This window comes from Desulfoluna sp. HI9BLuna (assembly GCF_056829775.1).
The window spans coordinates 1,400,262-1,414,344 of sequence record NZ_CP186555.1; the positions used below are offsets into that span (position 1 = coordinate 1,400,262).

Genomic DNA, 14,083 nt, shown 5'->3' on the forward strand with positions numbered 1-14,083 from the left:
CTTTGCCCCTCGTTCCTCGGGTCAAATCCCAGCGGTATTCCGGGGACCGATGGCTTTCGGGGTTACCGAGGCACCCGCGTGAAACGGACACATAAAACGAAAAGCATCTTTAATTAGTTGGGAACAGTGCATGTTTATCTTTGATCAACCCTACATCTCCGATGTGGCCGAGAACTACCTCATCGAGTCCCAGGCCCCTCTCCTTGACAACGAGTTTGCCCTGAAGTGCGTCTCCCCGTCAGCCAACCATATCTCCGATGCCGAGGCCGTCAAAGAGCTGGAGCGCGATAACTTCCGCTGGCTCTACAGCAACAGCGAAAACGCCATCGGCTGGATCGTCGAGACCTTTGGGGCGGACTCGGAGCTGGCCCTGAAGATCGACCTGTTCAAGAACAAATTCAAGTTCCGGGAGAAGACGGCGGCCCTGTTCCCGGACATCGCCTTTTTCAAGCTTGCGGCAGATGAGATCGCGGACTTCACCTTTGAGCGTGTGGGCGCCCCCTTTATCATCAAACCCATGGTGGGATTTATCAGCGCGGGGGTCCACAGGGTAAACACCGCCGACGAGTGGGAAACGGTCCGGGCACGGCTTCTGGAAGAGACAAAGGAGACGGCCAACGCCTTTCCCGAAGAGGTGATCAGCAGCGCCTTTTTCATTGTGGAGTCCGTCATCGAAGGGGACGAGTACGCGGTGGACGCCTACTTCGACGACGACAACAAACCGGTGGTGCTCAACATCCTAAAGCACCGGTTCAGCGGCGAGCAGGACATGAGCGACCGCCTCTACATCACCTCCGCTAAAATCATCTCATCGCGCCTTTCAGCCATTGAAGGCTTTCTCTCGGACCTGGCAGAGCTCGGAGACTTCAGGGGCCTGCCTGTCCACACCGAGATCCGCATCGATGAAAACGATTGCATCCGCCCCATTGAGGTGAACCCCCTGCGCTTTGCCGGGTGGTGCTCTACGGACATTGCCTCCTACGCATACGGCATCAACGTCTATGACTATTTTGCCCAGAAGAGAAAACCCGACTGGAACGCGGTGCTCGGCACAGCCGGTGACGACACCTTTGCCATGGCGGTCATCGAGCGCCCCATTCCCCTTCGGGACGACCAGGACTTTGACTACCGGAAGCTGGCCGAGGGGCTGAGCACCATCCTGTGCCTGCGCAAAATGGATTACCGCACCTTTCCCATGTTTGCCTTTCTCTTTTTCAGTGTCACAAAAGAGACCGAACACGAGCTCGACGCCATGCTTGCCCTCAACCCCGAAGCGTTTGTTGTGGACGTTGAGCAGGCGGGATAAAAAAAGCCGCACAGGTGTGCGGCGCTCCTTGGAACGGCCGTGACTGAGCGGCACGAAAATAAAAAAAACACCATGGGCGACATGTTGCGATGTACCCATAACCATCGAAGGACGCGATGAAAACCGATCTTTACCCCGACTCCGTGGGCTTTGTGGAAAAACAGTTCTTCACCTTTGGTGACGCAGGCGATGCCCTGCCCCTGGAGGCAGGCGCCCACATCGGCCCGGTGACCCTGGCCTACGAGACCTACGGAAAACTCAACGATGCCCGGGACAACGCCATTCTCATCACCCACGCCCTCACCGGGGACTCCCATGCGGCGGGGTATTACGACGCCACGGACCGAAAACCCGGCTGGTGGGAGAGTATGGTGGGGCCGGGCAAGGGCATCGACACCACCAAGTACTTTGTCATCTGCTCCAACGTGCTGGGGGGCTGCATGGGCTCCACCGGCCCCTCCTCGGAAAACCCTGAAACGGGCAAAGCCTATGGCCTGGACTTTGAGGTCGTCACCATCGCGGACATGGTCAACGCCCAGAAGCGCCTCCTGGACCACCTGGGGATCGAGCAGCTCGTCTCGGTTATCGGCGGCTCCGTGGGAGGGATGCAGGTGCTCCAGTGGTGCCACGCCTATCCCCACATGATGCGCTCGGCCGTGGCCCTTGCCACCACCCTGCGACACTCGGCCCTTGCCATCTCCTTTAATGAAGTGGCCCGCCAGGCCATCATGAACGACCCGAACTGGAACAACGGGGCCTACTACGACGGCCCAAGCCCGGACACCGGGCTTTCCCTTGCACGCATGGTGGGCCACATCACCTACCTCTCGGACGAGGCCATGCACAGAAAATTCGGGCGACGCCTCCAAGACCCGGAGACCCACGCCTCGGCCTTTGAGGCCCCTTTCAAGGTGGAGAGCTACCTCCACTACCAGGGCGCACGGTTCGTGGAGCGGTTCGACGCCAACTCCCTGATGTACATCACCAAGGCCGCGGACTACTTCGACCTGGAATCCGCCTTGTCCGCACCGGTCTCCGGCACCAAGGCCAAATGCCTTGTGGTCTCCTTCAGCTCGGACTGGCTCTACCCGACCTACCAGTCCAAGGCCATTGTCAAGGCCCTCAAAAAACGGGGCAACGACGTCAGCTTCTGCGAGCTGGAGTCCACCGCAGGCCACGATGCCTTTCTCCTGCCCAACGACAGGCTCTCCCGCATGATTCGCGGTTTTTTAAAGGGGGTGTGCCATGACGGATAGCCAGGCTCCCATTCGATACGACCTTCAAATCATCGCGTCATGGATTCCTTCGGGATCCAAGGTCCTGGGGCTGGGATGCGGCGAGGGGGATCTGCTCCACTTCCTGAAGCAGCATAAAAATGTCTCGGAGACAGGCATCGAGATCGTTGAATCTAAAGTATCGGCCTGCATTGAAAAGGGCCTCTCCGTGATCCAGGGGGACATCAGCACCGAGCTCAGCGACTACCCGGACGAAAGCTTCGACTGCGTGGTTCTCAGCCAGACCATCCAGCAGACCTTCGACCCGGTCTCCCTCCTTGCCGAGATCATGCGGGTGGGCAAAACCGCGGTGGTGAGCTTTCCCAACTTCAGCCACTGGAAGGTCCGGACGCAGTTTCTCTTCTCGGGTCACGCCCCCAAGACCGAGGTCCTGCCCTACTCCTGGTACGACACGCCCAACATCCGTGTTCTCTCCCTGCGTGATTTCAAACACCTCGGCCAGGAAGCCGGTTTTGAGATCATCAACGAAATGGCCATCAAAACCTATTCGGCGGACCGATACGGAAAGACCATCACCTTCCTGCCCAACCTGCGGGCAACCTACGGGCTGTTTCTGATCAGAAAGGCTTAAGACACACAAAAAAACGCCGCACAAACGTGCGGCGTTCCACAAAAAGGTTCCTCCCGTGCCCCATGGGCACTGGAGAGTCTACTTCACCACCACCCTCACGACATTGCCCGGAAGCAGGGTTTCATCGTGTTCCACGGCCACATGGAAATAGACCGCGCTCACCAGCTTGGGCAGCTTCTCCCTCAGGACCTCCGGCACCCGGAGTTCCACGTTCCCCATGGCCGTCAGCGTTGCTGGAACGGATTCACGCTTTCCGTCCACGTACAAAAGGATCTCCTTGTCCTCGGTGAGCATCCAGGCTTTGTCCGGTGCCACATAGACGTCCACCCACAGCCCGTTGAGGGAAGCGCAGGATAAGATGGGTTCTCCGCCTCCCACCAGGGAACCGGCGGAGACCTTCACCTCTGTGATGATGGCATCAAAGGGGGCCTTAAACCCCGCGGAGCCGTACAGTTGGCGCAGATGGTCCCGATAGGCCCTTGCACGCTCGATTTCGGAGAGAAGGTCGTCCACATCCGAGTCTTCCTGAATACCGCTTCGATTGAGGGTGGACATTCTGGCCCGGTAGTTTTTTTCCGCCTCGGCTTCTGCGATGCGGTTGGATTCCACCACATGGGTGTAGTGGTCCCGGGCCAGGATATATTCGTGGTAACGAAGCTCTTTCTCTGTTTCCGCCGCCCGGACCTGGCTCAGGGTGGTGGCATCCAGCCGGTAGAGTTTTTCCAGGTTCTCGTGGCGCTCTTTTTTGGATTCATACAGGGTTTTCAAGCGCCGCGTCTCAAAGCGGGCTTCGGAGAGCATGCGTTCCCGGGCAAGGGCGCTGCCCTGCTGTTCCAGGTCGAGGAACCGGAGCTTGTTTTGCAAAGGGGCGGCATAGTCCCGCTGATCCCCCGACTCCCCGGCAATAAGATCGTATGTGGAAAGCTTGGACTCCAGGACGGCCTCGGCCTGCCTGATCCGCTTTACACCCTCCACGGAGTATTGTGTGAAGAGCACATCCCCTTTTTTGACGATGTCCCCCTTGGAGACAAACAGCTGCTGGATCTCGGTGGTCACGTCCGCTGTAAGTTCCAGGGTCTCACCCGTGACCATCCCGTAGGTATACAGGGTGTTCCGGTTGTAAAGCATGATGCCGCCACCCACCAGTATCACCACACACAACACGGTCAGCACCACCTTGCGCACAGGGGCTTTCCTTCTCTTGTGCTCCCGCATCCGGGGTTGGGCCGGTGAGACCGGCTCCTGGGATTCACCGCCTTTCCTGAACGATATTTTCATCTTACTCCTCCCCCCCTTCAAAAATCTGCTTTAAAGCCGAGTAGTCGTGGAACGAGAGCCCTCGATACCCGGGGTTTTCCATCCATTGGCGCGATAAATCCTGTTCAACCCGGTCCCACCCGGCTCTGTCCAGGGGATACAGGGTATCCGAAGGCGGTGCTTTACCGGAAAACTCCAGGCCGACCTCCAGGGGTCCGGCCGCATCTTCAAAGACCTTGGCCACCACCCGGCTTGTGGTTTCCGGTGCGTTGAAATAGGCCATCACCGTGATGCCGTCGGTGAGGCGCGCCGTTTGCCGCATCAGGGGCCGATGCGCCTCCTGGGTAAACCACTTGACGGGCCCGTCTACCCACAGGGGCATGTCACCCGTCATGCGGCTCTTCGCCTTTTGCAGGAGCCGGAGAAAAGAGACGTTCAACTCCTCCCTGAGGGCAGGATCTGTCTCCCACCCCGGCACGGAGTGGGGCTCCAGATCGATCTTTATGCCGGAAATTTTGGGTTCGAACCCGCTTCTGGAGGCGTTAAAGCGGTTGATACGATCCACGCCCCGGCCCAGCGCCAGCGCCCCGTCAGGCCCTGTGAGCCACTCGGGCTCTCCCAGCAACGCCCACACCTCGATATTCGCTTGTACGCACGCGTTTAAAAAGAGGATAAACCGCTCCCGGTCCATCATCTCCGTAAGGAGCCGGGAATCAGAATACAGGTAAGCATAAACCCGGTTGACACCAGCCTCTTTTGCCGTGGTCACAAAGGCATCCCGACTACCCTTTGTCTCCATGGCGGCCCGGGTCTCCCACAGCCAGACAGAAGCTGTCCGCCCCTCCATCTTCAGGTCGGAGTAAGCCCACAGGTTGTCGGCCAGGAGCCTGGACCGCCCGGTCTCCCGCCAGACGTTGACGTACCGGATCCCCAGGTCCCTTTCCACCCGGGCCTTCCTGGCCACGGCACTCAGGTACTCCTGCTCGGCGGTGATCACGGCCAGGGGATCGTAGGCATCGGCATCCCCCGGGGTGTCAATGGCCTCGTAGAGCCGGGCCACCCGCACTTGTTCCAGGGCATACCGCGTGTCCAAGGCCTTGGCCCGGCTGTCGTCCTGTGAGGCCTTGAAATCCATGAGGGCCTCGTCCAGACCCTGGCGGACCCTTCCCGCCACCAGGCCCAGCTCAATGCCCAGGGCATCCTTAACATGACGCCAGTACGCGGTGTGGAGCCTGGCGGCCTTGCCGTGGGCTGTGGAGATGCCGCCGCTGAAGGTCAGGTTGATGATATCGGTCACCGCGTTGGACGTGCTCTTGCCGGTGTACTCGTACTCCGCCGCCACATTGAGAATTCCCCGTACCTCAGGCCCGGCCGCCTCCAGGAACCGCGCCTTTTTCAGCTCGGCGTTAACGCCACGCACCTGGGGGTGGTTCAGGACCGCCAGCTCCCTGAGCACTGCGGCCTCTTCAAACTCGGCCTCCCTCAGGTGAAAGGCGTCCGGGGCCAAGGAAACCTGAACCTCCCGGGCAAGCCCGCAAAGCTGCTTGAGGCGGTTCATCAAAAACTCGCGTCGGCGCCGTGTGTGGGCCTTCTCCGAGGCGGCCGCCACCATAATTTTCTCTGCCGCCATGTGTTGCAGCCTTAGGGTGCCCCCCACGGTATCCAGGGTTTCGTAATAGGCCTGGCGCTGTCCATACACTTCCAGAAGCGACTCCTGAACGGCCTCCAGCTCGTCAAGGTAGGCCACTTCAAAGCAGAGCTTCACCGCCTCGGCCACCCGTTCGTTGACCTCGTTGTCCAGACGGCTCCGGGCCGCCTCAGCCGTCAACTGAGCCGCCCGCCAGAGTTCCCTGTTTCGCCGGATATCGAGCAGGGGTTGAAACAACCCGAGGAGCCCGTCGATGAGGGTCTGGGAAAAAAAGCTGGTCTGGTCGTTGAAGAGCCCGGCCTGGGACACCGTGCCCAGCTCAAAGTAGAAAGAGGGGTAATTGGGCAGGGTGGCAATGCCCACCTCCACAAGGGAGGCGGCCAGCTCTGCCCGCTTCAGGCTCACCTCGGGGTTCTGTGCCGTCACAAGGGCGGCTATCTCCCGGACCCCGAGGGTCTCCGGAACCCGGACCACCACCGGAGAAGCGGTGCCGTCCACATAGCGGCTGCGCAGGATGTAGCGGCTGTGCTCCCCGGTTTCCGCCTCAAGACGGCGGTAATCCGCCACCTCTCCGGTAGCAGGGTCCAGCCTGTAGAGGGCCTGGTAGCCGGGTTTGTCTGATTCAAAGACCAGGGTACTTCCGTCATCGGTGTAGATCCGGCTGATGGTACCGGCCCCTTCTTCAAGATGGGTGGACAGGTCCTCTCCAGACTCGTCCACGGACATGAGGGTGGAGGCGCCCTCGTTGTCCCGGCTCAGGAAAAAGACCCTTCCCGCGCCCCGCAGGTGAACGGGCAGCACGGGTTCTCCGGGAATGTCCCGGACCTTCTTCTTGCCTGCAAAACGGATCTCCCCTTCGGCATCCACCTCAAAACGAAGCCGCACAAGGGACAGGTCATGCTCGCCGGGGAACCATCGCCCGGTGCGGTCCAGGGCCTTGAACACCACAAACGAATCCGTGGCTTCGGAAGGCTTGACCTCCGGAAGGGCTCGCAGCTGGAAAGAACGGGAATCAAAATGGTAGAGCGACCATCCCTCCCCGCAGTCATCGGGGATCCTGAAAAACACCACCCGCGCTTCGGACCGCACCCGGGGAGCGGTGCCCGGCTCCGGGATTCGCTTCACCGTCTGGCCGGTCACCTCAAACACAACAAGCTCGTGAGCCGTGGTCCCCAGGGCAGCGAACAGCTGCTGCTGACCAAAGAAGACCGGGGCCGTCAGCTCACGCACCAGGGCCATGTCGGCCTCCTGCTCCACGGCCTGGCGGTTGCGCATACCGCACCCCAGGCAGCACACCATCACAAGGCATCCTATCCACGGGACCACGCCCGCCATACGTCGCCTATCCATCCGCAAGATCCGCCATGGCCAGAGCGATGAGGTCATCCACTGTCTGGTGGGAAGCGTCTCCCTGGACCACACTGAAGGAGACCTCGGGACGACAGATGTCAAACAGGTATTCCAGCTTCTGAATGGCTTCGTGAATCCGGTTCACCACCACAACAGCCCCGTCAAAGTCGGTTTCGGCAAGGATAAGCCCCAGGGTCTGGGCATCCCAGACGCAGGTGGTGTCCAGCTCCCTCAAGCCCTGGCTCAGGGCCTTGAAAAGATTGTTCACGTACCAGGCAAGGCGGTCGGGGTGGTTTTTCCGAATCTCCTCGATTTTTTCGATGCGGGCCAGGATCAGGGTAAAGGGTGCGTGGTAGCGCTTCGTGCGAATAAGCTCCCGTTTGAGTTCATGCTCGAAAAACTGTTTGTTGTAGAGATTCGTGTGGTGATCGTAAAGCAGGGTGCCCAGGTCCACGCCCTTGATCTGTCCGCTTCGCACCGCCTCCCACGCATGTTGGGTCATCTCATAGGCGTAGATATTCTTCTCCACGGTTTCGTCGGGTCGGCAGACCTGGCCGCACACCAGGCATTCGAGTTCCACCACCGGTTCGGGGACGATGGTCTGGCACTGGGCGCACTTGAAGTAGTCCGTGGGTTTTTCGTAGTCGATACCGATGTGACGCAGGGTCTCTTCGCACTTGGGGCAGACAAGGTCCGCACCCTGCCTGAAAGACTCTATGGAGTCCACATGACCGCAGGGAAAGTGGTGAACCATCTGCCCCTTGACGATGTCGATGGAGGAACAGGCCGGGCACACCTCCCGGTAATTGATCTGGTAGGATTCGCACATCTCGCAGAGGCGGACCCGGTTTTTGAGCTGCTTGGTGAAAAACCCCCGTTCGGCCAGGGCCTCCAGGTAGGCTTCCTCGTTTTCCAGCTCTCCGGTGATCTTCAGGACATCGGGATAAAAATGACCCGTGGGCTTAAAGGGAGAGGGAAGGGGCTCAAGGACCGAAGCGCCGCCGTCCGCCACGTCACGTAAAAATGAGAGGACAGAGGCATCGGAGAGGTTGGCTTCCCGGTATTTTTTGGAAAAAAACAGAACATTTCGGATGGCGGGCAGGAGTTCCGCCCGGAACAGGGGACGAAACAGGACGTAAGCAGCCCCTTTTTTAAAGGCTTCCAGAAGAATGCCCTTGCCGTAACAGGAGGTCACAAAAATGGTTTTGTTCACAAACACCGGCACATGGCACTGCTCGGACTCCTCCTCTCCCTGGCAGTAGATCATGAGATCGGTCTGTCCGGAGAGGCGTTGCATCGCCGAAACCTCGGCCCTGGAAATGGAGAGAGAGGTCTCAAACCGAGCGGACTCCAGACCCGTTTCAAGGATTCGATACTCTTCCTCCCTGGCACCGACAATGACCACGTTAAACACTTTTTTCATTCACACCTCACCATTTCTTTGTATTGCGCCATGCAGACTCAGGCAGGTAGCCTTCCTGATAGTTAATCCTGAAAAATTCCAACATCAGCGCCCCGAACCGTACCCAGCGGAAAAGGGCTTTGTATCCCGGAAAGAGGAACACCGTGGGGATCAGTGTCACCTCCTGGGCTTTGCGCTCGCTGAAGACAAGGGCAATAGCAAAACAGAAGAGAGTCACCCCGACGTAAATAAGATAGGCCAGGCACCAGACAAAGATGAGGAGCCTCGGGTAAAACCAGAGCATCAGCACCAGGTACAGGGCATAGACAAAGGTCAGGAACACCGTAAAGAAAAACTCCAGGGAAATCTCAAAGGCGTTGCGCCAGTCGTACTGCCAGAACTTCAGGATGTCGGCGTGCTTGCGAAAGTAGGTCCTGAAGCCCCCCTTGTCCCATCGGAACCGCTGCCCCCTCAGCACCCGCCATGTTTCTGGGGCGTTGGTCATGGCGATGGCCGCCGGGGCAAAGACGATCTTCCAGCCCACCTTCTTGATCTTCAGGGTCAGGTCCGCGTCCTCGGCCAGTTCAGGGTCCCAGGCGCCGAAGGAGAGCAGGGCCTCCCGCCTGAAGGCCCCGAAGGCCCCGCTGACCTGCATGCCCATGCCCAAAAGCCCCAGCCATTGCTTCCATATGGTGATGGACAGGGCGTACTCCACGGCCTGGAGCCGGGTCCAGACAGAGGTCCCAAGGTTTCGCACCTTGATGTTGCCCGCCACGGCCCCCACCTTGGGGTCGTAAAAGGGACCGATCATGTGGAAGAGCATGTCCCGGTCAAAGGAGGTGTCTGCGTCCACGGAGACAATGTAATCGCCGGAGGAGAGGTACAAGGCCATGTTGGATGCGGTGGGGCGTCCCGATCGCCCGGTGGCCGCGCTGTTGCGGTAGAGTTTGACCTGCCCCCTGTCGGCAAAGGGCCTGGCCTCCTCATACATGCGGTCCTCCGAGTTGTCGTCGATGACGATAATCTCAAGGTTGGGGTAATCGAGTTCAAGGAGAGAACGGATGGCGTTGGCCACGCTGGCCTCTTCGTTGTAGCCCACGAGAAGGACGCTCACCGAAGGCGCCGTGGCAAAAAATGTTTTTTTTTCACGGTCGTCATGGGGAAGGCGATCGGCCACTTTGGCCCCAAGGAGGAAAACGGCAGGGAAAATATACCGGGGGAACTCCCCGAAGATGAAAACGGGCATGAAAAAAAGGATCCACTCCCACAACGCCCGGGTGGCAAACTGGCCTTCGATGAGATGACGAAAATCGACCAGTGCGAACAGCATGTGATTCAGGAGATCTGTCATATGACACCTTGAACTCCCAAAACAAACAACCCACCAAAATCATTCAATGCAATACCAACCCTTGTTCACACAGAAATGCGACAGATTATGAAAACGCAGACATCTTTGAGACCAAAACATTTTTTCCTGGAGATGTGTTCATCATAACATACAGGTCGATATTTCGCACCTTATAAAGGAATAATCATTTGTGGCGATATGGCTCGGGGTCGATGCCGTAACGTTTCATCACCTGCTGGAGAGCCTGGCGCTCCATGCCGCAAAGGCGGGCAGCCCGTGCCACATTCCCCGCGGTTTTCTCCAGAAGAGCCCCCACATAGCTGTCGTTAAACCCTTTGAGGCATTGCTCCTTGGCCTCCTTGTAAGGCAATGCCGTCAGGTCCGGCGCCGGGGAGTCCCTTGTGGCCGCGGCCGGTGCCGAGGCAAGAACCTCCCGGAGGTCCTCGGGCTCCATCATCTCACCCGTGGCAAAAAGAAGCCCCTTCATCACGAGACTCTCCAGCTCCCGGATGTTGCCCGTGAGGGGAAGCTCCATCAAAAGGGCCATGAGCTTATCCGAGACGGGGAGAGGATCTCGCCCCATGGTGTCGGCATGCTTGTGGATGAAATGACTCACCAGGGCCGGGATGTCTTCTCGCCGCTCCCGCAACGGGGGCAGGCGCAAAGGAAGCACGTTGAGCCGGTAGTAGAGGTCCTGACGAAACTCGCCCTTTTCAATGGCTTGCACCAGGTCCTTGTTGGTGGCCGCGATGATGCGCACGTCCACAGGCACGGACTTCGTCCCCCCAAGGGGTTTTATCTCTTTTTCCTGGATCACCCGGAGCAGTTTGGACTGAATGGCCGGGCTGATCTCTCCGATTTCATCCAGAAACAGCGTGCCCCCGTCGGCCGCCTGGAAGAGCCCCTGGCGATCCGAAGACGCCTGGGTAAAGGCCCCCTTTTTGTAGCCGAAAAGCTCGCTCTCCAGAATCTGCTCGGGAACTGTGGGACAATTCACGGTGATGAACGGGCCGTTGCGGCGCTCGCTCTGGGCATGAATGGCCCGGCAGGTGAGTTCCTTGCCCGTGCCGGATTCTCCGGTGACCAGCACGGTCATGTCGGTGCGGGCCACCATGCGGATGGTCTCGAACACCTTGAGCATGGCAGGGGAACTGCCCACGATGTTGTGGAAGGTCTCCTTCTCGCGAAAGGCCTTGTGCAGGCGGATGTTCTCGCTGATGAGCCGGTTCCGCTCCAGGGCCTTTCTCAGCCGGAACACCAGGGTGTCGTGATCAAAGGGCTTGGCAATAAAATCATAGGCCCCGGCGCGGATGGCCTCCACCGCCGAGTCGATGGAGCCGTAAGCCGTCATCATGATCACCGCGATGCCACGCTTCAGCTCCTTGATCTGCCGCAGCAGCTCGGCCCCGCCCATGCCCGGCATCTTCATGTCCGAGAGCACCAGGTCAAACCGCTGCTCCTGAATCATGGCAAAGGCCTCCTCACCGGATGAAGCGGTCTCCACCCGGCAGCCCAGGTCCGGCTCCAGGCTCCGCTTGAGGAGCCGCAGCATGTCAATTTCGTCGTCCACGATTAAGATGCGATGTGTCACTGTTTTTCTCCGAAAAAGGGCTAAGGGCTAAGGGCTAAGGGCTAAGGGCTAAGGGCTAAGGGCTAAGGGCTAAGGGCTAAGGGCTAAGGGCTAAGGGCTAAGGGCGTTTAGCTGAACGCGGCCCCCGGGTCAATGAAAAAACATAAAAACGTCATGTCCTATTGTTCTCGTTCCCAGGCTCCGCCTGGGAATGCCCATCGGAGGCTCTGCCTCCATGCCTGAAGCCATGATAACCTGGGTTTAGACCCTGCACCACGGTATCCCGTACCGGCAAGGCGGAGCCTTGCACAACACACTCCCAGGCAGAGCCTGGGAGCGAATCAAAAACGTCACGTCCTGTTCACTATTTACCTATTTTCCCTATGGCCTGATTTTCCTTCATCCCCCACCGTCGGCAAATGAACCGTAAACGCCGTCCCCTTCCCCGGCGTGCTGATCACATCGATCTCGCCCCCGTGATTTTTAATGATGCCGTAGCTCACCGACAGGCCCAGGCCGGTGCCCGTGCCCGTGGGCTTGGTGGTGAAAAAGGGGTCGAAGATGCGGGAACGGGTCTCGGCGTCCATGCCGGAACCGGTGTCGGCAACGGTGACAAACACGGTACCCGGCTCCTCGGCCCCGGTGGTGACATGGATCTCGCCCCGGCCGTCGATGGCGTGGACCGCGTTGATAATGAGGTTGATGAGGACCTGCTTGATCTGTTCGGGGTCGGCGTGGATCTCCGGCAGGTCCGGGGCCAGCTCGGTGATCACCTGGATGCCGTCCATCTCGGCCTGATGCCGGGTAAAGGCAAGGACCTCTTCGATGATGGGGTGGAGGTGGCAGGCCCGTTTTTCCGAGGGGCCGCTCCGGGCAAAGTTGAGGAGAGACTCCACCACCTTCTTGCAACCGATGACGTGCTTTTCGATGACGGAAAGATCCTCTTTCAGGCTGCTCTTGTCCTCGGCGCTGCGCTTGAGGAGCTGGGTATAGCCCAGAATAATGCCCAGGGGATTGTTCACCTCGTGGGCCACGCCCGCCGAAAGTTCGCCCACTGCTGCCAGCTTCTCGGTGGTGGCCATCTTCTCCCGCATGGTGAGGGTCTCTTCCACGTCCCGGACCATGAACAGGACCGCCTGCTCCCGGCTCTCCATGTCGGTGACGGTGACCCCGCTCACCAGGGCCCGAAAGGACCGCCCGTCCACATCCTTCAAGGCCGCCTCGGTGTTTCCCACGCGCCCTTTGCGGGAGACGGTCTCCATGATCTCCCGGAACTCATCGGCGTCGGCAAAAAGATCCCCGAGGGACGCCCCGGTATCAAGGCGGTTTCCCGCCGCCGGGTTCAGGGCCAGGACATTGCCCTCGCCTGTGGCTATCAGGATCATGTCCTCTGAAAGCTCAAACATCCGGCGGTATTTTTTTTCGGAAACGGCCAGGGCTTCGGTGCGCTCGTCAACGAGCTTTTCCAGGTTGCGGTTGAGCCAGGAGAGCTCTTCGTGGGCCTGACGCAGGGCCCGCCTGTCCCTTAAAATCGCCCGGTTGATCACCCAGACCCGCTCAAAGAAAACCGTCACCGAGGCCACCAGAATAAAGGTCAGGGTGTTCACCGAGCCGCTGAAAGGGCGGATATGCCCCCACACCCCCGTAAAATCGAGAAAAAGCAGCAGTTGCTTGAGAATATGCCCCGCCGACCGGGAGACGGCAAAAATGGAAAGGGCCGCGCACACAAAGAGGAGATAGGTCCAGAGAATGTTCTCCTTTTCCAGGGTGGTGAGCCGCACCATGCGCCCGAAACAGAAAAGGGAAAACACGATCATCAGCATGGAGCCGACGAGATCGACAATGAATATGGGAAAGGAGGAGACAATCATGATGCGTCCCCCTTTTTACGGCGTGTTTCCGCCTGGGTCAGGAGCTGACCGAGCCCCACCCAGAGAAAGGCGATGGCAGGCACACAGAGGAGATGGTCCAGCTTGGCGATGTAATACATGACGGCAAGGCCCGGCACAGGCGAGGTGATATGGAGCTGCCCCGTGGCAAGGCGTTCCACCGTGACCAGCTTCACCTGCTCGTCCACAAAATGGACAAAGATCGTGTCCACATTCCAGAGGATAAAAAGAATGGCCGCATACTGGACGTTGCGCCACCCTTTGCGCACCGGCAGCTCATCCCGCTTGATACGAAAGGCAAGGAATCCCATGGCCAGGGCAAACAACACATGGGCCGCCTGATGGACCAGGATCCCTTCGATGCCCCCGTGCCCCTGGGTAGCATGGGCCGGTGAGACCACAAGAAAAATTAAAAGGAATAAAAAAACGACAATGCGTACCATG

Annotated in this window: 10 protein-coding genes; 3 read left to right on the forward strand and 7 right to left on the reverse strand. The window is 59.0% G+C overall.

All coding sequences use genetic code 11. The features are described 5' to 3' along the window. Positions 1-130: 130 nt before the first annotated feature. From ACOYW0_RS05530 to metW, 3 genes are all read left to right on the forward strand, one after another. A complete protein-coding gene (locus tag ACOYW0_RS05530) occupies positions 131-1,306 on the forward strand; it encodes an ATP-grasp domain-containing protein (protein ID WP_482417557.1) in 1,176 nt (391 codons plus the stop codon). Positions 1,307-1,422: 116 nt separating this feature from the next. Further along, a complete protein-coding gene (gene metX / locus ACOYW0_RS05535; RefSeq protein ID WP_482417558.1) occupies positions 1,423-2,562 on the forward strand; it encodes a homoserine O-acetyltransferase MetX in 1,140 nt (379 codons plus the stop codon). Next, positions 2,552-3,172 (forward strand): methionine biosynthesis protein MetW, encoded by a 621-nt coding sequence (metW, locus tag ACOYW0_RS05540; protein ID WP_482417559.1) that lies wholly within the window; start codon positions 2,552-2,554, stop codon positions 3,170-3,172. Before metX ends, metW begins: the two co-directional genes overlap by 11 nt. Positions 3,173-3,250: 78 nt before the next feature. On the opposite strand, the gene ACOYW0_RS05545 is transcribed toward metW, so the two are convergent. The 7 genes from ACOYW0_RS05545 to ACOYW0_RS05575 all read right to left on the reverse strand — a co-directional run bounded on the left by ACOYW0_RS05545 (position 3,251) and on the right by ACOYW0_RS05575 (position 14,082). After that, complete coding sequence (locus ACOYW0_RS05545; RefSeq protein ID WP_482417560.1) at positions 3,251-4,450, reverse strand: HlyD family secretion protein; 1,200 nt, start codon at positions 4,448-4,450, stop codon at positions 3,251-3,253. A gap of 1 nt (position 4,451) precedes the next feature. Continuing rightward, positions 4,452-7,427: a hypothetical protein gene (locus ACOYW0_RS05550; protein WP_482417561.1), complete on the reverse strand. Its 2,976-nt coding sequence runs from the start codon at positions 7,425-7,427 to the stop codon at positions 4,452-4,454. Beyond that, positions 7,420-8,850 (reverse strand): TackOD1 domain-containing metal-binding protein, encoded by a 1,431-nt coding sequence (locus ACOYW0_RS05555; RefSeq protein WP_482417562.1) that lies wholly within the window; start codon positions 8,848-8,850, stop codon positions 7,420-7,422. The genes ACOYW0_RS05550 and ACOYW0_RS05555 overlap by 8 nt, the downstream gene beginning before the upstream one ends. Positions 8,851-8,857: 7 nt before the next feature. Continuing rightward, positions 8,858-10,180 carry a glycosyltransferase family 2 protein gene (locus ACOYW0_RS05560; protein WP_482417563.1) on the reverse strand — a complete coding sequence of 441 codons (1,323 nt, stop codon included), beginning with the start codon at positions 10,178-10,180 and terminating at the stop codon, positions 8,858-8,860. A gap of 184 nt (positions 10,181-10,364) precedes the next feature. After that, on the reverse strand, positions 10,365-11,771 hold the full coding sequence (locus ACOYW0_RS05565) for a sigma-54-dependent transcriptional regulator (protein ID WP_482417564.1): 1,407 nt from the start codon (positions 11,769-11,771) through the stop codon (positions 10,365-10,367). 347 nt (positions 11,772-12,118) lie between these two features. Further along, on the reverse strand, positions 12,119-13,621 hold the full coding sequence (locus ACOYW0_RS05570; RefSeq protein WP_482417565.1) for a two-component system sensor histidine kinase NtrB: 1,503 nt from the start codon (positions 13,619-13,621) through the stop codon (positions 12,119-12,121). Then, positions 13,618-14,082: a hypothetical protein gene (locus ACOYW0_RS05575; RefSeq protein WP_482417566.1), complete on the reverse strand. Its 465-nt coding sequence runs from the start codon at positions 14,080-14,082 to the stop codon at positions 13,618-13,620. Before ACOYW0_RS05575 ends, ACOYW0_RS05570 begins: the two co-directional genes overlap by 4 nt. Between the last annotated feature and the right edge of the window lies 1 nt (position 14,083).